The following is a 20,495-nucleotide window of genomic DNA, read 5'->3' on the forward strand; positions in this document are numbered from 1 at the left end:
GCAGGCAAGGGGCTGACCTTTGCGGTACGCTTACAGGTGGCACGCCACGTGCAGGAAATTGACCGGCAGCAGGCAACCTCTGCCTGACGCTGGGGTCGGATAGCGATTGAATTGAAAAACAAGGCGTTGATATGAGTGAAGATGCACAAGATGTCGTGCTGATCGTCGAGGATGAGCCGGCGATCCGCAGGGTGCTGCACGATTATCTGGCCAGGGAAGGTTACCGGGTACTGGTGGCCGAAGATGGTGCGCAGGCGTTTGAAATGCTTGCCAGCAAACCGCACCTGGACCTGATGGTCACGGATTTTCGTCTGCCGGGCGGGATCTCGGGGGTCGATATTGCCGAGCCCGCGGTGAAGTTGCGGCCCGAGCTGAAAGTGATCTTCATCAGTGGCTACCCCGAAGAAATTCTGGAGTCCGGCAGTGCCATTGCGCGCAAGGCGCCGATCCTGACCAAGCCCTTCGACCTCGATACGCTGGGCGAGCGCATTCAACAGTTGCTCGCCTGAGTGCTTCAGGCAGCGCACACCTGAGCACTATCGTGCAGCGTCCGCTCGATGGCGCCCAACAGCAGGTTCTGCATCAACGTCAGGCGCTGGGCTTCGGGCAATTCACTCGACTGTAGCCAGCCCGGCAAACTGTTGAGCAGTGTCGCGATGGCATGGCCGGCCGCCTGCCGTGCCGCCTTCGACAGCGCCGCCGTCGGTGCGATCAGGCGCAGCAACTGGCATTCGTAGTCATCGCGCAGGTGCTTGATCCGGGCCTGTTGCTCGTCGGTCAGGCAGCACAGGTCACGCTCGGCCAGACGAAACTGTAGCGGACGTTCGCGGTGCAACTGCCAGTGCGCATCGATGACGCTCGTCAGCCAGTCCTCGCTGCTGCCACGGCTGCGCCGTGGCGGCTGCAGCGTGGCCAGCAACTCCTCGAACAGCTCTTCGATCAGGTCGAACAGCAGGTGCTGCTTGCTCGGGAAGTGGTGGTACAGCGAGCCTGCGGTCAGGCCCAGGTGGCTGGCCAGTTCGCGCATGCTGACCTGGCCGAAGCCCTTGACTGCAAGGAGTTCGAGCGCCTTGTCGCGCCGCTCTTCATAGTAGCCACCGCGTTCGGCACAGGTCATTGGCATGGTGATAGCCTCAGTAGGTGTAGAAACCGCGACCGGTCTTACGGCCCAGGTAGCCAGCGGCGACCATTTCCTTGAGCAGTGCGGCCGGGCGATATTTGCTGTCGTTGAAACCGTCGTAGAAGGCTTCGAGGATCGCCAGCAAGGTGTCCAGGCCAATCAGGTCAGCCAGGGCCAGCGGGCCGATAGGCTGGTTGCAGCCCAGGCGCATGCCGGTGTCGATGTCTTCCGGGCTGGCAAGACCTTCCTGCAGCACCATGATCGCTTCGTTGATCATCGGAACCAGAATCCGGTTGACCACAAAGCCCGGACGGTTGCCGGCGCTGATGGCGGTCTTGCCCAGTGCTTCGGTCAGGGCCAGCGCTGCTGCGTGAGTCGCGTCGCTGGTCTGCAGGCCACGGATCACCTCCACCAGGGCCATCATGGGCACCGGGTTGAAGAAGTGCACCCCAATGAAGCGCTCTGGCAGGCTGATGGTCGCGCCCAGTTGGGTGATCGACAGCGACGAGGTGTTGGTCGCGATGATGCAGGTATCGCTGACACTGGCTGCGACCTGGCCGAGAATGCGCTGCTTGAGCTCAAGGTTCTCGGTAGCCGCTTCGATGACCAGTTGCGCGCTCTTGAGCTGGGCGTAGTCGGTGCTGGTGCTGATTCTTTGCAGCGCCGCCTCGGCCTGTGCGGCATCCAGCGTTTGCTTGTTGACCTGACGCTCGAGGTTCTTGCGCAGGGTGGCTACGCCACGCTCAAGGGCAGCGTCGGAAATGTCGATCAGGGTGACCTGGAAGCCGGCCACGGCACAGACCTGAGCAATACCGTTGCCCATGGTCCCGGCGCCGATCACGGCGATGTTGTTGATTGTCACGGTATAAAACTCCTTTGGGCTCAAGTGCGTTCGAACAGTACGGCGATACCTTGGCCGCCGCCGATGCACATGGTCGCCAGGGCATAACGGCCCTGGATGCGGTGCAATTCATGAATGGCCTTGGTCGCGATGATCGCGCCGGTCGCACCCACTGGATGGCCGAGCGAGATGCCGGAGCCGTTGGGGTTGACCTTCTCAGGGTCCAAGCCCAGTTCGCGGGCAACGGCGCAAGCCTGGGCGGCGAAGGCTTCGTTGGACTCGATCACATCCAGGTCAGCGACGGTCAGACCGGCCTTTTCCAGCACCTTGCGGCTGGCCGGAATCGGCCCCAGGCCCATGAGTTCCGGCTCAACCCCGGCATGGGCATAGCCCACCAGGCGGGCGAGCGGCTTGAGCCCTTGGCGGCGTACCGTATCGCCAGTGGCCAGCACCAAGGCCCCGGCACCGTCGTTCAGGCCGCTGGCGTTACCGGCGGTGACCGTACCGTCCTTCTTGAATACGGTTTTCATGCCGGCCAGTTGCTCAAGGCTGACCTCGCCGCGCACGTGTTCATCGATGCTGAACTGCTGTGGCCCTTTGCGCCCAGGGACTTCGACCGTAACGATCTGCCCGGCGAAGCGGCCCTCGGCAATGGCGCGGGCTGCGCGGCGCTGGCTGGTCAGGGCCAGTTCGTCCTGCATCTGGCGGCTGATGCCCAGTTTGGCCGCGACGTTTTCGGCGGTGATGCCCATATGGAAGTGTTCAAAGGGGTCATGCAGGACGCCGACCATATAGTCGATACCCTGCAGGTCGCCCATGCGCGCGCCCCAACGGGCCTGTGGCAGCAGGTAAGGGCCACGGCTCATGGATTCGGCGCCGGTGGCCAGTGCGACTTCGGCATCGCCCAGCATCAGGCTCTGGGCGGCGGAGACGATTGCCTGCAGGCCCGAACCGCACAGGCGGTTGACGTTGAAGGCCGGGGTTTCCTTGGGAATGCCGGCATTCATTGCTGCAACGCGGCCCAGGTAGGCATCGCGCGCTTCGGTTGGAATCACGGTGCCCATGACCACATGGCCGATCTGGGCCGGGTCGATGCCGGCGCGTTCGATGCTGGCGCGGCAGACTTGAGTGGCCAGATCCGCCAGCGGCAGGTCTTTCAGCGAGCCGCCAAATGTACCAATGGCCGAGCGTACGGCGCTGACTACATAGATTTCGTGGTTGTTCATCGTCGACTCCAGAGTGCGAAAGCGTGGCGTGGCAGTGTTCGGCTCTGCGAGAATGCCGGGCACCAGCTTCAGGATGCAGTCGAGTCTAGGCAAAGGGACGCTGTCGTCCTATGCCATAACTGTCCAGACGAGCTGGCATTTTTTGCCATACCAGTGCGTGTTACAGCGGAACCAGCCATGCGGGAAAACGATTCGGTCGCGGTGTATTTTGTTCATGTCATGCTTCATGGCTTGCGTGATCAGCCTGCGCGCGCGGCTGCGCTGCTGGAGCAGGCCGGCATCGCTGTTGAGTTGCTTGACGAGCCGGGCGCCCGGGTGCCGGCGAAGGCCTTCGCCCGGCTCTGGCTTATTCTGATTCACGAACTGGATGACGAGTTCTTCCACCTCGACAGCCACGGCATGCCATTGGGCAGTTTTGCCTTGATTTGCCGTGGCCTGATCCAGGAGCCCAACCTGGAAAAAGCCTTGCGCCAGTGTTTGAGTTACTTTGCGCTGTTCCTGCGTGACCTCAAGGGTGTATTGACCCTCAAGGGGCAGCGCGCGGTGATCCGCCTGGAGTCGACGATGGCCGATGCACAGACCCGGGTCTATGCCGAGGAAACCTTCCTGGTGCTGGTGATCAGCCTGTTGTGCTGGCTGAGTGGGCGGCGCATCGGCATCGACCGCACGGAGCTGGCCGACTCCCGGGCACCGCTGGATGATGACGCGCTGCTGTGGGGGCCGAACCTGCAGTTGGGGGCGGGGCATACCGAAATCGAATTTGCTGCCGATTACCTGCGCCTACCGGTGGTTCAGGACCTGGGGGCACTGAAGACCTTCCTGCACAGTGCGCCGCAGTGGCTGGTGATTCGCTACCGTAATCAGAACGGCCTGGCAGCAAGGGTTTATCGGCACTTGCGTGCACGGCAGTACGGGCAATGGCCGACATTGTTGGCCATGGCCGAGGGGGAAGGCTTGAGCCCCAGCAGTTTTCGTCGGCAGTTGGAGCGTGAGGGCTGTTCGTTCCAGCAGATCAAGGATGAAGTGCGCCGGGCGATGGCGTTCGAGTGCCTGCGTGGCAGCGAACTGAGTGTTGCGGAAATTGCCGAGCAGACGGGTTTTCAGGAGCCCAGTGCCTTTCACCGGGCCTTCAAGAAATGGACGGGTGAGAGCCCGGGAAGCTATCGGTTGCGGTTGGCCACGACGCGCTGAGCGCAGCAGGGCCAACCGCAAGCACTCAACGCAGGTCGCCGACCATCGGCGCTAGCGTATCCAGCACCGCACTGGCCAGCGCTTTGGAGCGCTGCCCAGACCAGCCGGTAATGGCATTGGGTGCGTCGTCGTGGTCTTTGAACGGCATTTCGAGGGTCAGTGCCAGGCAGCCATAGGCCTGCGCAACGCTGTTACAGGCCAGGGTCAGGTTCGCCTGCCCAGGTTTGTCGCGCGGGTAGCCATGCACTTGCTGGAAGTCCGCGGTCAGGCGGCACAAGCGCTCACGGAACGCGCTTTCCAGTTGCTCGATACGGGGCGTGTAGCCTGGTGTACCTTCGCTGCCTGCGGTGAAGACGTGAGGGATTTCTTCATCGCCGTGAATGTCGAGGAACAGATCGACACCCTGCAGTTTCATTTGTTGCTGCGCAAAGAACACTTCCGGACTGTGTTCGACACTGGCGTCCTGCCAGGCGCGGTTGAGGTCCTTGCCCTGAGCATTGGTGCGCAGGTGCCCGTGGAAGGCACCATCGGGGTTCATGTTCGGGATCAGGTACAGGTCGGCCACCTTCAGCAGCGCCTGAACCGTTGCATCGTTGGCCTGCAGGCGATCAATCACGCCCTCCATGAACCACTCTGCCATGTGCTCGCCGGGATGCTGCTGGGCGATGATCCATAGCTTGCGTTTGCCTGCTGCGCCGTCGCCTGCGCGCAGTAGCGGGATGTCTCGCCCTTCGACGCTGCGCCCTGTGGCCAGCAGTTCCACGCCAGGCAGGCTGACCGCCCGTTCAATCAGTTGGTTGTGGCGGGCGCGGGAGTAGGGTTCAAAGTAGGCAAACCAGGCCTGCTGTTCGCCGGCCTCAAGCTGGAAGTGCAGCGCCTGGCCGTCGAACTGGGTCGGTACCCGAAACCAGTGTTGCTGATCATAAGAGGCAACCGCCTGATAGCCGTCCCATGCCTGGTTATAGGAGGATTGCCCAGCGTTCTCCAGGGTGAAGCGGTGTGTGTGCCCTGGGGTCAGCCCGCTGGCCTTGAAGTGAAACCACTGGAAATGATCGCTGCGGGTATCGGGACGGATCGCCAGGCGCACCTGAGAGGGCTCGCTGGCATCGCGAACCACGATGTTACCGGAATCGAAATCGCAAGTGATGTGCAGGGGGGACAGCGTCACGCTCATTACCAGGCTCCTTCAGCGTTGTTGTGCCCTTTACTCTACACCCCTGCGTCAGGCGCAGAAACCGAGTGTCAGTAGCGTACCGAGCAGTACGGCAATGGCGACCGAGCAACCACCCAGGGCCAGTACCGGACGAACCTGACGGTAGCCTTGGCCATCGCCCAGTACCTGCGCGGGTGCGAGCAGGCTTCGCCAGCGCAGCTCAGTGGCATGGAACGCGGTCAGGTGGGCGGGTGCGCTGTCCAGCCAGCGGCGAAAGTCGATACGTTCGCTGGCGGTAATCTGCGGGTTTTGCAGGCGCACATACCAGTACCCGGCCTCACGGGCTAGCGGGTCAGTGGCGGGTTGCACGCTTTGCAGCACCTGGTTCATGTACCGCTCCACCGTGCTTGGAGGGACGGCCAGGTGTTCGGCGATCATGGCAAACGACCATTGATCGAGGCGACTGAGCAGGAACACCTGTTGAGCGCGGCGCGGGAGTTTTTTCAGGCGCTGCAGCAGTGCCTGATCACCCGGGGCGGCGAGGGCAGGGGATTCAAGGGGCAGCAACAGAGGGGTCATGGTACGGGCTCCTTGCAAGAAAACGGGTGGGGCGTGGTGCTTGAATGCGGCCATTCGGACGGGACAAGCGCAAAAAAAAGACCCGGCAAAAAGCCGGGTCAAAAACCGTGATTAGCCTGATGAGGAGATAACCTGAGAGTCCGACCTGTGAGCTTTCAGTTTATCCAACCAGTCTCGCGACCAGTTGCTGACAATAATAATCGTTATCATTTACAGGTCAAGTGAATTTTCTGTCATGGCAGAAAATAGGTTTCTCGGTGTGTCTGTTTTCCCGCGTGATGACCCATTCGGGCCATTACTGACCCGCCGGGTCAGGTGCTTTCGATTCCTGGCGGCAAGCCAGTTCGCTCGCCCAGGCTGTGCTCCACCAGAGCCAATGCCATGTTGATGATGTGCACCACTGACAGCGCCATGTCGCGCCGTGTCCCTTTGAGGTCGTCTGCCATTTCATAGGTGGTTGCCGACGCACAGCGCAGCAGGCTGCAGGCGTGTTCGCTGGCTTTCAGGCGGCCAAGATCGGGGCGCGGGACAAAAAACGGTGCCTCCATTTCTGCGGCGCGCTGTGGGGGGTTGAGGTAGTAGTCCAATGCACGTCGGGCGGCGTCGCTGCTGCTCAGCGATTCGCTGTCCAGTTTGGCATCCAGTGCATCCGGTGAATGTGAGCTCATGGGGGCTGCCTGTGGCGATTGTGGGTGGGTGTATTAACGATAAGTACGGGATGTATTTATTTCGACGTTTTAAATACTACAATTTGTGTATTGAGAGCTTCGGGGCAGTCCGTATCGTGCCAGCAATGGATAAATGGATTGCCCTGGTCAGGGCCAGAATGTGTGAGCTGAAGATCACGCAGGAAAAGTTGGGTGAGCGCATTGGGGTGACTCAAGGCGCCGTCGGGCATTGGTTGCGCAACGAGCGCCGGCCAAAACTGGAGACGATGAACCAGATTCTGGTGGTGCTCGGATTGCCGCCAATGGAGTTCGCGCTGGTTACCGAACTCGCCGAATCCTCCGGTTCCTATGGTGACGATCAGAATTCGGCTACAGATGCCGAAGGACGTATCCCACAGCACAATCTGTATTTTCGCTACCCGGTCACGCGCTGGGAAAGCCTCGGGGTGGAAGACCCTGAGGCACGTTTTGAAGCCACCGATTATTACGCCCAGGGTTCGGCGTTCTGGCTGGAGGTGCAGGGCGATGCGATGACGGCGCCGGTGGGCTTGAGTGTGCCCGCCGGGATGCTGATCCTGGTGGATGCGGGGCTATCGGCACTGCCCGGCAAACTGGTGATTGCCCGCTTGCCCACGAGTGCAACGCCGGTCTTCCGGCAGTTGATCGAGGAAGGCGGGCAGCGTTATCTGCGCCCGCTCAACCCGACCTATCCCAAGGTTGTATGCGATGACGCGTGTGAAATGATCGGTGTGGTGGTGCAGGCCACGATGAAGTTCTGATCGGCACCCTTCGCTCGGCGCCAGCAGCCGGTCTCCCAGGCTACTGGCGTCGCAGGTGGTATTACGCGTCGCTGCCTTCCAGCTCGACCAGTACGCTGCCTTCGCTGACCATGTCGCCTTCCTCACAGAACAAGGCTTTCACTGTACCGTTATGCGGTGCACGGATGCTGTGTTCCATCTTCATGGCTTCCAGTACCACCAGTGGTGTACCGGCTTCGACAACCTGGCCGACTTCCACCATGACCCGCACAATGCTGCCGTTCATGGGCGCGCCCAAGCCGCCTTGATGGCTGTGGCTGGCATCGGCTTCGGCAATCGGGTCGAGCTGAGTGATTGCCTGGAGTTCGCCATTCCACTGCAAATAAAGCGTATTGCCACGGCGGATCGCCAGGTGCTGGCGACGCAAGCCGTTGTGCTCGTGGACCAACTGCTCACCGCGCAGCGTCAGGGTTGAGGGCGCGCTGTGGTCAAGGCTGACGGCCTGTTCTTCGGTATTGCAGCGCAGGTGCAGGCTGATATGCGCTGGCACGCCCAGGCGCAAGCCGCTGTGGGTGGCCCATGGCGAATGCCGGTCGTCATCGCGTTGTACCAGCGGTTCACTCTGGATGAAGGCTTCGGCAGCCGCTTGCCAGAACTCGGCAGGTAGCGTGTCGGCTTCAGGCAACAGTTGCGCCTGATAGCGTGGAATGAACCCGGTATCCAGCTCGGCGTCGGCAAACGCCGGGTGCGCGAGAATGCGCCGCAGGAAGGCAATGTTGGTTTTCAGGCCACCGATGGCGAACTCGTCGAGCATCGCCAGCAGGCGAAGGCGTGCCTGCTCACGGTTTTCGCCCCAGGCAATCAGCTTGCCGAGCATTGGGTCGTAGTAGGGCGAAATGCTGTCGCCTTCGCTGACACCGCTGTCGACCCGACGCCCAGCACCGGGAGCCGACTCGCGGTACAGCGTCAGATCCCCAGTGGCCGGGAGAAAATCGTTGGCCGGATCCTCTGCGTACAAGCGCACTTCGATGGCGTGACCGTTGAGCGGTACCTGTGCCTGGGTGATCGGCAACGGCTCACCGCAGGCAACACGGATCTGCCAGGCGACCAGGTCGAGGCCGGTAATGGCTTCGGTGACCGGGTGTTCAACCTGCAGGCGGGTGTTCATCTCCATGAAGAAGAATTCGCCCCGGGCGTCGAGCAGGAACTCTACGGTACCGGCCCCCACATAACCGATGGCTTGAGCCGCGCGCACAGCGGCTTCACCCATCGCCTGACGTTGTTGCTCACTCAGACCGGGCGCTGGCGCTTCCTCGACGACCTTCTGGTGGCGCCGCTGAATGGAACAGTCACGCTCGTTCAGGTACAGGCAGTTGCCGTGTTGGTCGGCAAATACCTGGATTTCCACGTGGCGGGGCTTGAGCACGTATTTTTCCACCAGCATGCGGGCATCGCCGAACGACGACAGCGCCTCACGCTGGGCCGACGCCAGGGCTTCGCCCAACTGGCTTTCCTGTTCGACCACTTTCATGCCTTTGCCGCCACCACCGGCCGTCGCCTTGAGCAGTACCGGGTAACCGATCTTTTCGGCGGCCGCGCGGAAGGTTTCCAGGTCCTGGGCTTCACCGTGATAGCCCGGTACCAGTGGCACACCGGCGGTTTCCATCAGGGCTTTGGCCGCCGACTTGCTGCCCATGGCCTCGATGGCCGAAGCCGGTGGGCCGAGGAATATCAGGCCGGCCTCTTCGATGGCGCGGGCAAAGCCGGCGTTTTCCGAAAGGAAGCCGTAGCCGGGGTGAATGGCCTGGGCACCGCTGGCCTTGGCCGCAGCAATCAACTTCGCGACATCCAGATAGCTTTCAGCGGCTTTTGCTCCGCCCAGGTCAACGCGGATATCGGCTTCGCGGCTATGCCGGGCCTCGCGGTCCACAGCACTGTGAACGGCCACGGTGGTCAGGCCAAGGGCTTTGGCGGTGCGCATGACGCGGCAGGCAATTTCGCCACGGTTGGCAACCAGCAGGGTGGTCAGCGTGGGACGGCTCATGGGCGCGGTTCCTTCTTGTTGGGTTCGACGTGCCAGTTCGGCGTGCGTTTTTCCAGAAAGGCGCGCAGGCCTTCCTGGCCTTCGGCGCTGACCCGGATTCGGGCAATGGCGGTTTCGCAATAGCGGCGCAGGGCAGGGGTGAGCTCGCCATGGCCGACTTCACGCAACAGCTCTTTGCTGGTGCGCATCGCCTGCGGGCTGTTCTGCAGCAGGTTGGTGACCCATAGCTCGACCTGCTGTTCCAGTTCGGCCAAGGGGTAGGCTTCGGCCAGCAAACCCAGGTCACGGGCACGCAGGCCGCTGAAACGTTCGGCGGTCAGTGCATAGCGGCGTGCGGCACGCTCCCCCATGGCTTGAACCACGAACGGGCTGATCACCGCAGGGGCGAGGCCGATACGTACTTCCGACAGGCACAGTTGGGCATCTTCGCTGCCAATGGCCATGTCGCAGCAACTGATCAACCCCAGCGCGCCCCCGAAGGCGGCGCCTTGCACCACTGCCAGGGTCGGTAGCTTGAGCTTGGCCAGGTTGTACATCAGCTCGGCCAGTTCGCGAGCATCGTCCAGGTTGGTGTTGTAGTCCAGTTGTGCCGATTGCTGCATCCAGGCCAGGTCTGCCCCGGCGCTGAAGTGCCGTCCGCGTCCGCGCAGCAGCAAGAAGCGCAGGCTGGCATCGTTGCCGACGGCGTCGATGGCCAGGATCAACTCGCGGATCATCTGCGCGTTGAAGGCGTTGTTCTTGTCCTCGCGACTCAGCCACAGTGTGGCGAAACCGCGTGGGTCCTTGATCAGTTCGAGGGTCGTGAAGTCGCTCATCGGTCACATCCGGAAAATGCCGAAACGGCTTTGCTCGATCGGTGCGTTGAGTGCCGCCGACAAGGCCAGGCCCAAGACATCGCGGGTCTGTGCCGGGTCAATGACGCCGTCGTCCCAGAGCCGGGCACTGGAGTAGTAGGGATGGCCCTGGTGCTCATACTGGTCAAGGATCGGTTGCTTGAGCCGCGCTTCGTCGTCGGCGCTGAATGGCTGGCCACTGCGTTCGCTCTGCTCGCGCTTGACCTGGGCCAGTACCCCGGCCGCCTGTTCGGCACCCATCACGCCGATACGGGCGTTCGGCCACATCCACAGGAAACGTGGGTCGTAGGCCCGGCCGCACATCCCGTAGTTGCCCGCACCGAAGCTGCCGCCGATGATCACGGTGAACTTCGGTACCTGGGCGCAGGCCACGGCGGTGACCAGCTTGGCGCCGTGCTTGGCGATGCCGCCGGCTTCGTACTTCTGGCCGACCATGAAGCCGGTGATGTTCTGCAGGAACAGCAACGGAATGCCACGTTGGCACGCCAGCTCGATGAAGTGCGCACCTTTTTGCGCCGCTTCGGCAAACAGGATGCCGTTGTTGGCCAGGATCGCAATCGGGTAGCCGTGCAGGTGGGCGAAGCCGCACACCAGGGTGGTACCAAACAGTGCCTTGAACTCATCAAACACCGAACCGTCGACCAGGCGGGCGATCACTTCACGCACATCGAACGGCTGTTTGGCATCGGCCGGAACCACGCCATAGAGTTCCTCAGCGTCATACAGCGGCGCGATCGGCATGCGCTGCTGCAAGGTGCCGAGTTTGTGCCAGTTCAGGTTGGCCACGCAGCGCCGGGCAATCGCCAGGGCGTGTTCGTCGTTGTCTGCGTAGTGGTCGGCGACACCACTGGTCTTGCAGTGTACGTCGGCACCGCCGAGGTCTTCGGCGCTTACCACTTCGCCGGTGGCCGCTTTCACCAACGGTGGGCCGGCAAGGAAGATGGTCGCTTGCTGGCGAACCATGATGGCTTCATCGGCCATGGCCGGCACATAGGCGCCGCCAGCGGTGCAGGAGCCCATCACCACCGCGATCTGTGGAATGCCGATGGCGCTCATGTTGGCCTGGTTGAAGAAGATCCGCCCGAAATGTTCGCGGTCGGGGAATACTTCGTCCTGACGCGGCAGGTTGGCCCCGCCTGAGTCCACCAGGTAAATGCAGGGCAGACGATTCTGCAGGGCAATTGCCTGGGCGCGCAGGTGTTTTTTCACCGTCAATGGGTAGTAGGAGCCGCCTTTGACCGTGGCATCGTTGGCCACGATCATGCATTCGACGCCTTCGATACGGCCGATGCCAGCGATTACCCCGGCCGCCGGAACGTCCTCGCCATACACCGCATGGGCGGCCAGTTGGCCGATTTCGAGAAACGGTGAGCCGGGGTCAAGCAGACGGTCGATGCGCTCGCGCGGCAGCAGTTTGCCACGAGAGGTATGCCGCTCCTGTGCCTTGGCGCCGCCGCCCTGGTGAACCTGGGCGAGCAGGGTGCGCAAGGCCTGAACCTGTTCGAGCATGGCCGCGCTGTTGTGGGCGAACTCCGCCGAGCGCGGGTTGATCTGGGAGTGCAGGATAGCCATGGGCGCCTTTTCCTTATCGCAGCTCAGCGGGATTCGTTGAACAGTTCGCGACCGATCAGCATCCGGCGAATCTCGCTGGTGCCGGCACCGATCTCGTACAGCTTCGCGTCGCGCAACAGGCGGCCGGCAGGGAATTCATTGATGTAGCCATTGCCGCCGAGAATCTGGATGGCGTCCAGGGCCATCTGTGTGGCGCGTTCGGCGCTGTACAGGATCACCCCGGCAGCGTCCTTGCGGGTCGTCTCGCGGCGGTCGCAGGCCTGGGCCACGGCATACAGGTAGGCACGGCTGGCGTTGAGCTGGGTGTACATGTCAGCCACTTTGCCCTGGATCAGCTGGAACTCGCCGATGCTCTGGCCGAACTGCTTGCGGTCATGGATGTACGGCACGACGATGTCCATGCAGGCTTGCATGATCCCGGTCGGGCCGCCGGACAGTACCACGCGCTCATAGTCCAGGCCGCTCATCAGCACTTTGACGCCACCGTTAAGGCTGCCGAGGATGTTTTCTTCCGGCACCTCGACGTCGTCGAAGAACAGCTCGCAGGTGTTGGAGCCGCGCATGCCCAGCTTGTCGAACTTGTTGCTGCGGGTGAAGCCTTTCCAGTCACGCTCGACAATAAAGGCGGTGATGCCGTGCGCCCCTTTCTCCAGATCGGTCTTCGCGTAGATCACGTAGGTGTTGGCGTCCGGGCCGTTGGTGATCCAGGTCTTGCTGCCATTGAGTACATAGTGGTCGCCGCGCTTGTCAGCGCGCAGCTTCATCGAGACCACGTCGGAACCGGCGTTGGGTTCGCTCATGGCCAGTGCGCCGATGTGTTCGCCGCTGATCAGTTTCGGCAGGTACTTGGTTTTCTGGTCGTGGGTGCCGTTACGGTTGATCTGGTTCACGCACAGGTTGGAGTGCGCACCGTAGGAGAGGGCAACCGAGGCCGAGCCACGGCTGATTTCTTCCATGCTTACCACGTGGGCCAGGTAGCCCAGGCCAGCACCGCCATATTCTTCCGGTACGGTGATGCCGAGCAGGCCCATGTCACCGAACTTGCGCCACATATCGACGGGGAACAGGTTGTCGTGGTCGATTTGCGCGGCGCGTGGCGCCAGTTCCGCCGCAACGAAGGCCTGGACCTGGTCGCGGAGCATGTCGATGGTTTCGCCAAGGGCAAAGTTCAGGGTCGGATAACGCATGCTGGCACCTTTAATGGTTGTTCTTGGGAGGTGTGTTCTATGAGGTCCGTGTCGCAGGCTTTCAGCGACTGGCCAGTACCGTGGCCGTTCATTTCTAACCTTTACGTTAACGTAAACCTGCCGCTGTTAACTGTCAATCGCACCATGACCTTTACGTTAACGTAAATTTGCGCCAGAGTAAGAGCCGCTTGAATCCGCTCCCAGAACAAACACAAAAAGGGACCGCCATGAATCAACCGAGCTACACCCAGGGCCGCCAGGACAAACCCTTGCTGGCCAAGACCATCGGCCAGGCTTTCGACCACACGGCCTCACGCTTTGCTGATCGTGAGGCCCTGGTGGTGCGTCACCAGCAGATACGTTACACCTGGCAGCAACTGGCTGACAGTGTCGACCAGCATGCCAAAGCGTTTATGGCGCTGGGCATGAAAACCGGTGATCGACTGGGTATCTGGGCGCCGAACTGCGCTCAGTGGTGCATTGCCCAATTCGCCAGTGCCAAGGTCGGTGTGATCCTGGTCAACATCAACCCGGCCTACCGCACCAGTGAGCTGGAGTATGTACTCAGACAGTCAGGCTGCCAGTGGCTGATCTGTGCCGATGCGTTCAAAACCTCGAACTACCATGAGATGCTCGGCGAGCTGTTGCCTGACCTGGCACATCAGGCGCCTGGTCAGTTGAACAGTGAGCGTCTGCCGGATCTGCACGGTGTGATCAGCCTTGCGGCACAACCGCCGGGCGGTTTTCTCGCCTGGGGTAATCTGGCTGCGTTGGCCGAGGGTGTCAGTGAGCAGGAGTACCTGGCCCGTCAGCACAGCCTGCAGTTCGATCAGCCGGTGAACATCCAGTACACCTCCGGCACCACCGGCTTCCCGAAAGGCGCGACGCTGAGCCATTACAACATTCTCAACAATGGCTACATGGTGGGTGAAAGCCTGGGGCTTACCGAGCACGACCGTATGGTGATCCCGGTGCCGCTGTACCATTGCTTCGGCATGGTCATGGGTAACCTGGGCTGCGTCACCCATGGCAGCACCATGATTTACCCCAACGATGCCTTCGACCCATTGCTGACCCTGAGTACGGTCAGTGAAGAACGGGCCACGGCGTTGTATGGCGTACCGACCATGTTCATTGCCTTGCTCGATCACCCGCAACGTGGTGAGTTCGATCTCTCCAGCCTGCGCACGGGGATCATGGCCGGTGCGACCTGTCCGATTGAGGTGATGCGCCGGGTCATCAATGAGATGCACATGAGTGAAGTGCAGATCGCCTACGGCATGACCGAGACCAGCCCGGTGTCGTTGCAGACCGGGCCGGACGATGAGCTGGAACTGCGGGTGACCACGGTAGGGCGCACCCAGCCGCAACTGGAAAGCAAGATCATCGATGAGCACGGCTGCGTCGTCCCGCGTGGGCAGATTGGTGAACTCTGTACCCGGGGCTACAGCGTCATGCTCGGTTACTGGGGCAACCCGTCGGCAACCAGTGATGCCATCGACCCGGCAGGCTGGATGCATACCGGTGACCTGGCGACGATGGATGAGCGGGGGTATGTATGCATAGCCGGGCGCAACAAGGACATGATCATCCGCGGCGGGGAGAACATCTACCCACGCGAACTGGAAGAGTTCTTCTTCACCCATCCTGCGGTGGCCGATGTGCAGGTCATTGGCATTCCGGATGACCGCTATGGCGAGGAAATCGTGGCCTGGATCAAGTTCCACCCGGGCCACAGCGCCAGCGATGTCGAGCTGCAGCAGTGGTGCAAGAGCCGTATTGCGCACTTCAAGACACCGCGTTACTTCCGCTTTGTCGACGAGTTCCCGATGACCGTTACCGGGAAAGTGCAGAAGTTCCGCATGCGCGAAATCAGTATCGAGGAGCTGCGCACGCGCCAGGGCAACAACGGGTAAATCAACGTCGATCAGCAGACGCCACCAAGGAGCGATGCAATGTCGCCTCCCGGTGGCGTTTTGCTTGCCATACACTATACAAAGTAATAGATTGTTATTATCTTAATTGAATGGCCCGCCTGACATGAATAGCCACGTGCAGCCCCTCGATATCCAGCAACTGCATGCCAATGCCGACCAGGCCAGTCAGTTGCTCAAGGCCTTGGCCAACCCGGATCGTCTGCTGTTGCTGTGCCAACTGACCGAGGGCGAGCGCAATGTCAGTGAATTGGAGGCACTGCTGGGCATTCAACAACCGACGCTGTCGCAACAGCTCGCGGTGTTGCGTCGCGAGGGCTTGGTTGCCACCCGCCGTGAAGGCAAGCAGATCTATTACCGGATCAGCAGCCCGGCGGCGCTGGCGGTGATCAATACGCTGTATCAACTGTTCTGTGCAGGAGAGGCTTCGTGAACATCGACTGGTTACATTTCACACCAGGCTCATCCCTGGCCGGTGGCGCGCTGATTGGCCTGGCGGCCAGCCTGTTCGTGCTTGCCAACGGGCGGATTGCCGGTATCAGCGGCCTGCTGGGTAGCGTGTTGCAGCGCGACGGCGAGGGGCGTGGCGAAAAGGCGCTGTTCTTGTTGGGGCTGCTGGTCGCGCCATTGGTCTGGGGGCTTTTTGCTGCGCTGCCAAGCCTTGAGTTCCAGAACGGGGTGCTTGGTCTGGTCAGCGCCGGTTTGCTGGTTGGTATCGGTACACGTTATGGCGCCGGGTGCACCAGTGGCCATGGGGTGTGTGGCATCTCACGGTTGTCTGGGCGCTCGCTGGTGGCAACCTTGTGTTTCATGGCCAGTGGTTTTGCCACGGTGTTTGTCCTGCGTCATCTATGGGGAGGTTGAGCATGAACAAGCTGACAGCGTTTCTTGCAGGGCTGTTGTTCGGTATCGGGCTCCTGCTGGCGGGGATGGCCAACCCAGGCAAAGTACTGGCGTTTCTCGACCTGGGCGGTGCCTGGGACCCCTCGCTGGCACTGGTGATGGTGGGAGCGATAGCTGTGGCCTTTGTGCCTATGAGCGTGGCCCGCAAGCGCTCGACCTCGTTACTGGGCCTGCCCATGCAACTGCCGGTCAAGCGTGAGCTGGATCGTCGCTTGATCGTCGGTGGTCTGGTGTTCGGTATAGGCTGGGGAATTGCCGGTATCTGTCCGGGGCCGGCGGTTGCAGTGTTGTTAACCGGGCATTGGCAAAGCGTTGTCTTCGTGTTGGCCATGCTGGCCGGCATGTTGCTGTTCGCGGCGCTGGAGCGTCGGCGCGCGCATTGATCGGGAGATCACCATGAACGCAAATGTTGGAACCATCGACGGTAGCCTGCGTGTTATCGCTGGCCTGATCCTCATCGGCCTGAGCCTGGCCGGGGTGATCGGCGTTTGGGGCTGGATCGGCGTAGTGCCGGTATTGACCGGTATTTTCCGCTTTTGCCCGGCGTACGCATTGTTGGGTATCAATACCTGCAAGCGCGGTTAACGCCAGTGCGCATATCAAGCGCGCACGCTGCGTTCAGTCGTCTATGCTGCTGCCAGGGTGTTGGCTGGTGCAGGGGCTCATGACGCCGACCGCCCAAGCGGTTGGCCGTATCCTTGCATGGTCTGCATGGGCTTATCAGTACCTGGGAGAGCAGTAGATGAGCGTGCACAAGCGGGAGCAGGGGCGGCTTGACCAACGGGATATCGAGGCGCTGGTAAAGGCCGAGCATGCCGATCCGTTTGCAGTCCTGGGGCCGCACCTTGATGGTGCCGGCGCTCAGTGGGTCACGGTCTACCTGCCCAAGGCATTGACGGTACAGGTATTGGCCCGTGACCGTGATGAGGTGCTCGCCGACCTGGTGCAGGGTGACGTAGAGGGACTGTTTACCGGGCGTATCGGTACGGCACAGGCTTATCGCTTGAAGATCGGTTGGGAGGGTGACGAGCAAATCACCGAAGACCCCTACAGCTTTGGCCCGCTACTGGGTGATACGGACCTTTACCTGTTCGCCGAAGGCAATCACCGCGACCTGTCCTCGCGTTTCGGTGCGCAGCCGATGCAGGTGGACGGTGTTGATGGCGTGTGTTTCTCGGTGTGGGCGCCCAATGCCCGGCGGGTCTCTGTCGTGGGTGATTTCAACAACTGGGACGGACGTCGGCATCCGATGCGCTTGCGCCATTCCAGCGGGGTCTGGGAAGTGTTCGTGCCTCGGTTGTATCCCGGCGAGGCATACAAGTACGAAATTCTCGGCCATGAAGGGATCCTGCCGCTTAGGGCCGACCCCTTGGCCCGGGCCACGGAGCTGCCACCGAGCACGGCGTCGAAGGTGGCTGGGCACCTGCAGCATGACTGGCAGGATCACTACTGGATGCAGAATCGCAGTGCTCGCCAGGCCACCGATGCGCCATTGTCAATTTATGAACTGCATGCGGGTTCCTGGCAGTGCGAGCTGGACGATGAGGGTGAGGTTGCAAGGTTTTACAACTGGCGAGAGCTGGCCGAGCGCCTGATCCCCTACATCCAGAGCCTGGACTTTACCCATATTGAACTGATGCCGATCATGGAACATCCGTTCGGCGGCTCTTGGGGGTATCAGCCGTTGTCGCTGTTTGCGCCCACGGCACGCTACGGTTCGGCCGAGGATTTCGCTGCCTTTATCGACGCCTGCCATCAGGCCGACATCGGTGTGATTCTCGATTGGGTACCGGCACACTTCCCGACCGACACCCACGGCCTGGCACGTTTTGATGGCACGGCACTGTATGAGTATGACAACCCGCTGGAGGGCTTTCATCAGGACTGGGATACGCTGATCTACAACCTTGGCCGTACCGAAGTTCATGGGTTCATGCTGGCTTCGGCACTGCACTGGCTCAAGCACTTCCACATTGATGGGTTACGGGTCGATGCGGTGGCCTCGATGTTGTATCGCGATTATTCGCGTAACGAAGGTGAGTGGATACCCAACCGTCACGGTGGTCGTGAGAACCTTGAGGCCATCGACTTCCTGAAGCATTTGAACGCGGTGGTTGCCGAGGAAGTGCCGGGTGCGCTGATGATCGCTGAAGAGTCGACGGCCTGGCCCGGTGTCAGCCAGCCGACTCAGCAGGGCGGGCTGGGCTTTTCCTACAAGTGGAACATGGGCTGGATGCACGACACCCTGCACTATATCCAGAACGATCCGGTGCACCGCGTGCACCACCACAACGAGATGAGTTTCGGCCTGATCTATGCCTACTCCGAGCATTTCATCCTGCCGATCTCCCATGACGAAGTGGTTCATGGCAAGCACTCTCTGATTGACAAGATGCCGGGCGACCGTTGGCAGAAATTTGCCAATCTTCGGGCGTACCTGACCTTCATGTGGGCGCATCCTGGCAAGAAGCTGCTGTTCATGGGCTGCGAATTCGGCCAGTGGCGTGAGTGGAACCACGACAGTGAGCTGGACTGGTACCTGCTCAAGTACTCCGAGCACCTGGGCGTTCAGCGTCTGGTGGGGGACCTCAATCGGTTGTACCGCGAGGAGCGCGCGTTACATGAGCAGGACTGCCTGCCAGGCGGCTTTCAATGGCTGATCGGTGACGATGCACACAACAGTGTCTACGCTTGGCTGCGCTGGAGCGCGAAAGGTGAGCCGTTGTTGGTGGTCGCCAATTTCACCCCTGTGCCGCGTGAGGGCTACCGCATCGGTGTACCCTGCGGTGAGCACTGGCGTGAGGTGCTCAACAGCGATGCCGAATGCTATGCCGGGTCCAATTACGGCAATGGTGGCAGCGTGGCCAGTGAGCCGATTGCCAGCCATGGGCAAGCGCGGTCACTGGCACTGAACCTGCCACCGCTGGCGGTGTTGATCCTGCGTCCGGCATAGCCGCCTACCGCCTGCTGGGGCTGGTATGCCGAGCCCCATGCAGGAACCGGCGTTGCCGACGATGGGGCCACGCCACTACCAGCGCACCCGTACACCCAGGTTGCCAATCAAGCCATTCAGGGCGTTATCGTCGACAACGCTGCTGTAGTCGGCGCTGACGAACAGGCTCACCTTGGGTGTCATCCGCGCGACCAGGCCCATCCCCAGTTCAATCGTGGCAGAGCTGCGGCTACTGCTGACTTTGTCTACCTTGTCGAGGCTAAGGGTGTCGGCGTTGGAGAAGTCATACCAGACGTTGGTGCGCACGTAGGGTTCGATCGGCATGCCGCGTACTTCATAGCGTCCAGACAAGCGCGCGCCGACGCGTCCGCTCCAGTTCGGCAGGCTGTCGTGGCTTTGCAGCATTTCGGCCTGGTTAGGGTTACCAGGGTAGTACTGTTGGTTGATCAATTGTGCCTGTGGTTCGATCACCCAGTTGTCACCCAGGCCAATGGGGTAGCCACCTTCTACCGAGAGGGTTAGCGCATGGCCTGTACCGTCCAGGCGAGTACCGCTTTCGTTGCGGCCGCTGGCATCGAAGCGGGTACCCATGGCGACAGCATCCACATGCCAGCCTTGGTCATGGGTCATGCTCCAATAGACGCCCAGGCTTTCACCTTCCAGCTTGACCGCATTCTTTGGTTCGCTGCCGCGTGGGCGCATACCATCAAAGCGGCTTTGCAAGTTGCTGTGACCGACGAAGAAACCAGCGCGGTGAGTATTGCCATCACTGGTTTCACGGACGAACAGGTCGGGGCTGATCTGCAGGTTCTGGTTCGGCGCGTCAAGGTTGTACGGTGCAGTGCCTGCAGGCTTGCCAGGGGATGGAAGGAACTGCGCCCATTGGCTGGCAATGCTGTCCTGCGGAACCTGTATTGCGCGCTCAGCCTGGCGTCCAGAGAAGCCGCTCAGGCTACTCAGGCTCAACCCCGCAACGCTGACCGGTTGCAGCGACACAACCGGCAGGTCCGCCGATTGTGCGTAGAACGAATCGTTATCCTCTAGGCTCACTGCATGGGTTTCCACAGGGGTTGCGATTAGCAGCGACGTGGAAACCGCATAGAAAACATACTCAAAGCCCGAAGGACTCGATGTTTTTTTCATGGCGGATCTCCTCTGTTGTAACAGCCAATGGCCTGGCTGAATGTCACGGGCTGTACAACAAAATCAGAGGGCGACACGCGCCAGCAAACCTACCTCTGGCTTGCGCTAAAAACCGCGAGCTAGAGGCTCGGAATGAGAAATTCTGTAAGGTTTCACTCCCTGAAGCTAAGGAGAGGTCAAGGCGGGCGTCAAGAAATTGTGAAAGTGTCGTGAGCGGTGCGTTGGAGCATCTAATATGCTGAAAATTATGATTTCTTCATTTTTTATAGCCCCGGTGGGTCTTTCAACGGGGCTGGCTATTTCGAATCATTTCTAAGGAGTGCTTCCGGGCAGTGCAATGCAACGATGTTGCATCTTTCCTGGCGCGCT

The 20,495-nt window shown here is 61.0% G+C and carries 20 protein-coding genes; 9 read left to right on the forward strand and 11 right to left on the reverse strand.

What is annotated here, in order from left to right:
- The first annotated feature begins 131 nt into the window (after positions 1-131).
- The gene (locus tag UIA24_RS16080; protein WP_099775095.1) at positions 132-509 is read left to right on the forward strand and encodes a response regulator; all 378 of its coding nucleotides are present in this window, start codon (positions 132-134) and stop codon (positions 507-509) included.
- A 5-nt stretch (positions 510-514) separates the two neighbouring features.
- On the opposite strand, the gene UIA24_RS16085 is transcribed toward UIA24_RS16080, so the two are convergent.
- The 3 genes from UIA24_RS16085 to UIA24_RS16095 are packed head-to-tail and all read right to left on the reverse strand — an operon-like array spanning position 515 to position 3,187.
- Positions 515-1,123 carry a TetR/AcrR family transcriptional regulator gene (locus UIA24_RS16085; protein WP_065757686.1) on the reverse strand — a complete coding sequence of 203 codons (609 nt, stop codon included), beginning with the start codon at positions 1,121-1,123 and terminating at the stop codon, positions 515-517.
- Positions 1,124-1,133: 10 nt separating this feature from the next.
- Complete coding sequence (locus UIA24_RS16090; protein ID WP_330523293.1) at positions 1,134-1,982, reverse strand: 3-hydroxybutyryl-CoA dehydrogenase; 849 nt, start codon at positions 1,980-1,982, stop codon at positions 1,134-1,136.
- 20 nt (positions 1,983-2,002) lie between these two features.
- The gene (locus UIA24_RS16095; RefSeq protein ID WP_102051510.1) at positions 2,003-3,187 is read right to left on the reverse strand and encodes an acetyl-CoA C-acyltransferase family protein; all 1,185 of its coding nucleotides are present in this window, start codon (positions 3,185-3,187) and stop codon (positions 2,003-2,005) included.
- Positions 3,188-3,364: 177 nt separating this feature from the next.
- Between UIA24_RS16095 and UIA24_RS16100 the strand changes: the two genes are divergently transcribed.
- Positions 3,365-4,378: an AraC family transcriptional regulator gene (locus UIA24_RS16100; RefSeq protein WP_099775092.1), complete on the forward strand. Its 1,014-nt coding sequence runs from the start codon at positions 3,365-3,367 to the stop codon at positions 4,376-4,378.
- 25 nt (positions 4,379-4,403) lie between these two features.
- Here the strand turns inward: UIA24_RS16100 and UIA24_RS16105 are convergent, their stop codons facing one another.
- From UIA24_RS16105 to UIA24_RS16115, 3 genes are all read right to left on the reverse strand, one after another.
- Positions 4,404-5,552: a M14 family metallopeptidase gene (locus UIA24_RS16105; protein WP_330523294.1), complete on the reverse strand. Its 1,149-nt coding sequence runs from the start codon at positions 5,550-5,552 to the stop codon at positions 4,404-4,406.
- 48 nt (positions 5,553-5,600) lie between these two features.
- Positions 5,601-6,110 carry a sigma factor-like helix-turn-helix DNA-binding protein gene (locus tag UIA24_RS16110; protein WP_330523295.1) on the reverse strand — a complete coding sequence of 170 codons (510 nt, stop codon included), beginning with the start codon at positions 6,108-6,110 and terminating at the stop codon, positions 5,601-5,603.
- A 311-nt stretch (positions 6,111-6,421) separates the two neighbouring features.
- Positions 6,422-6,778 carry a DUF6124 family protein gene (locus UIA24_RS16115; RefSeq protein WP_065757681.1) on the reverse strand — a complete coding sequence of 119 codons (357 nt, stop codon included), beginning with the start codon at positions 6,776-6,778 and terminating at the stop codon, positions 6,422-6,424.
- Between the two features lie 125 nt (positions 6,779-6,903).
- On the opposite strand from UIA24_RS16115, the gene UIA24_RS16120 reads away from it, so the two are divergent.
- Complete coding sequence (locus UIA24_RS16120; RefSeq protein WP_099775089.1) at positions 6,904-7,557, forward strand: LexA family protein; 654 nt, start codon at positions 6,904-6,906, stop codon at positions 7,555-7,557.
- Positions 7,558-7,618: 61 nt separating this feature from the next.
- Here UIA24_RS16120 and UIA24_RS16125 read toward each other — a convergent pair whose 3' ends face one another.
- The 4 genes from UIA24_RS16125 to UIA24_RS16140 are packed head-to-tail and all read right to left on the reverse strand — an operon-like array spanning position 7,619 to position 13,193.
- The gene (locus tag UIA24_RS16125; RefSeq protein ID WP_330523296.1) at positions 7,619-9,580 is read right to left on the reverse strand and encodes an acetyl/propionyl/methylcrotonyl-CoA carboxylase subunit alpha; all 1,962 of its coding nucleotides are present in this window, start codon (positions 9,578-9,580) and stop codon (positions 7,619-7,621) included.
- The gene (locus tag UIA24_RS16130; protein ID WP_065757678.1) at positions 9,577-10,395 is read right to left on the reverse strand and encodes a gamma-carboxygeranoyl-CoA hydratase; all 819 of its coding nucleotides are present in this window, start codon (positions 10,393-10,395) and stop codon (positions 9,577-9,579) included. Before UIA24_RS16130 ends, UIA24_RS16125 begins: the two co-directional genes overlap by 4 nt.
- 3 nt (positions 10,396-10,398) lie before the next feature.
- Positions 10,399-12,006: a carboxyl transferase domain-containing protein gene (locus tag UIA24_RS16135; RefSeq protein WP_065757677.1), complete on the reverse strand. Its 1,608-nt coding sequence runs from the start codon at positions 12,004-12,006 to the stop codon at positions 10,399-10,401.
- Between the two features lie 23 nt (positions 12,007-12,029).
- Entirely contained in the window at positions 12,030-13,193 is a 1,164-nt protein-coding gene (locus tag UIA24_RS16140) for an isovaleryl-CoA dehydrogenase (protein WP_065757676.1), read from the reverse strand.
- Between the two features lie 227 nt (positions 13,194-13,420).
- Here UIA24_RS16140 and UIA24_RS16145 point away from each other — a divergent pair, with 227 nt between their 5' ends.
- From UIA24_RS16145 to glgB, 6 genes are all read left to right on the forward strand, one after another.
- Entirely contained in the window at positions 13,421-15,109 is a 1,689-nt protein-coding gene (locus UIA24_RS16145) for an AMP-binding protein (RefSeq protein WP_065757675.1), read from the forward strand.
- A 124-nt stretch (positions 15,110-15,233) separates the two neighbouring features.
- Positions 15,234-15,560 (forward strand): ArsR/SmtB family transcription factor, encoded by a 327-nt coding sequence (locus UIA24_RS16150; protein ID WP_065757674.1) that lies wholly within the window; start codon positions 15,234-15,236, stop codon positions 15,558-15,560.
- Positions 15,557-15,991, forward strand: coding sequence for a YeeE/YedE family protein (locus UIA24_RS16155; RefSeq protein WP_065757673.1), 435 nt, complete (start codon positions 15,557-15,559; stop codon positions 15,989-15,991). The genes UIA24_RS16150 and UIA24_RS16155 overlap by 4 nt, the downstream gene beginning before the upstream one ends.
- A 2-nt stretch (positions 15,992-15,993) precedes the next feature.
- The gene (locus tag UIA24_RS16160; protein ID WP_099775086.1) at positions 15,994-16,413 is read left to right on the forward strand and encodes a DUF6691 family protein; all 420 of its coding nucleotides are present in this window, start codon (positions 15,994-15,996) and stop codon (positions 16,411-16,413) included.
- 13 nt (positions 16,414-16,426) lie between these two features.
- Positions 16,427-16,615, forward strand: coding sequence for a YgaP family membrane protein (locus UIA24_RS16165; RefSeq protein WP_065757671.1), 189 nt, complete (start codon positions 16,427-16,429; stop codon positions 16,613-16,615).
- A gap of 157 nt (positions 16,616-16,772) precedes the next feature.
- Positions 16,773-18,983, forward strand: a complete 2,211-nt coding sequence (gene glgB, locus UIA24_RS16170; RefSeq protein ID WP_102051557.1) for a 1,4-alpha-glucan branching protein GlgB — start codon at positions 16,773-16,775, stop codon at positions 18,981-18,983.
- A gap of 75 nt (positions 18,984-19,058) precedes the next feature.
- Here the strand turns inward: glgB and UIA24_RS16175 are convergent, their stop codons facing one another.
- A complete protein-coding gene (locus tag UIA24_RS16175) occupies positions 19,059-20,126 on the reverse strand; it encodes an autotransporter domain-containing protein (RefSeq protein ID WP_102051558.1) in 1,068 nt (355 codons plus the stop codon).
- Between the last annotated feature and the right edge of the window lie 369 nt (positions 20,127-20,495).

This window comes from Pseudomonas sp. AL 58 (assembly GCF_036348395.1).
GTDB classification, from domain to species: domain Bacteria; phylum Pseudomonadota; class Gammaproteobacteria; order Pseudomonadales; family Pseudomonadaceae; genus Aquipseudomonas; species Aquipseudomonas defluvii.

Excerpts from the sequence above, each read along its gene's own strand:
- UIA24_RS16110 (WP_330523295.1), bottom strand. The coding sequence starts at position 6,110 with ATGACCCCTCTGTTGCTGCCCCTTGAATCCCCTGCCCTCGCCGCCCCG.
- UIA24_RS16080 (WP_099775095.1), top strand. The coding sequence starts at position 132 with ATGAGTGAAGATGCACAAGATGTCGTGCTGATCGTCGAGGATGAGCCG.
- UIA24_RS16165 (WP_065757671.1), top strand. The coding sequence starts at position 16,427 with ATGAACGCAAATGTTGGAACCATCGACGGTAGCCTGCGTGTTATCGCT.
- UIA24_RS16085 (WP_065757686.1), bottom strand. The coding sequence starts at position 1,123 with ATGCCAATGACCTGTGCCGAACGCGGTGGCTACTATGAAGAGCGGCGC.
- UIA24_RS16145 (WP_065757675.1), top strand. The coding sequence starts at position 13,421 with ATGAATCAACCGAGCTACACCCAGGGCCGCCAGGACAAACCCTTGCTG.
- UIA24_RS16120 (WP_099775089.1), top strand. The coding sequence starts at position 6,904 with ATGGATAAATGGATTGCCCTGGTCAGGGCCAGAATGTGTGAGCTGAAG.
- glgB (WP_102051557.1), top strand. The coding sequence starts at position 16,773 with ATGAGCGTGCACAAGCGGGAGCAGGGGCGGCTTGACCAACGGGATATC.
- UIA24_RS16175 (WP_102051558.1), bottom strand. The coding sequence starts at position 20,126 with ATGAAAAAAACATCGAGTCCTTCGGGCTTTGAGTATGTTTTCTATGCG.
- UIA24_RS16135 (WP_065757677.1), bottom strand. The coding sequence starts at position 12,006 with ATGGCTATCCTGCACTCCCAGATCAACCCGCGCTCGGCGGAGTTCGCC.
- UIA24_RS16160 (WP_099775086.1), top strand. The coding sequence starts at position 15,994 with ATGAACAAGCTGACAGCGTTTCTTGCAGGGCTGTTGTTCGGTATCGGG.
- UIA24_RS16100 (WP_099775092.1), top strand. The coding sequence starts at position 3,365 with ATGCGGGAAAACGATTCGGTCGCGGTGTATTTTGTTCATGTCATGCTT.
- UIA24_RS16115 (WP_065757681.1), bottom strand. The coding sequence starts at position 6,778 with ATGAGCTCACATTCACCGGATGCACTGGATGCCAAACTGGACAGCGAA.
- UIA24_RS16105 (WP_330523294.1), bottom strand. The coding sequence starts at position 5,552 with ATGAGCGTGACGCTGTCCCCCCTGCACATCACTTGCGATTTCGATTCC.
- UIA24_RS16125 (WP_330523296.1), bottom strand. The coding sequence starts at position 9,580 with ATGAGCCGTCCCACGCTGACCACCCTGCTGGTTGCCAACCGTGGCGAA.
- UIA24_RS16130 (WP_065757678.1), bottom strand. The coding sequence starts at position 10,395 with ATGAGCGACTTCACGACCCTCGAACTGATCAAGGACCCACGCGGTTTC.
- UIA24_RS16140 (WP_065757676.1), bottom strand. The coding sequence starts at position 13,193 with ATGCGTTATCCGACCCTGAACTTTGCCCTTGGCGAAACCATCGACATG.
- UIA24_RS16150 (WP_065757674.1), top strand. The coding sequence starts at position 15,234 with ATGAATAGCCACGTGCAGCCCCTCGATATCCAGCAACTGCATGCCAAT.
- UIA24_RS16095 (WP_102051510.1), bottom strand. The coding sequence starts at position 3,187 with ATGAACAACCACGAAATCTATGTAGTCAGCGCCGTACGCTCGGCCATT.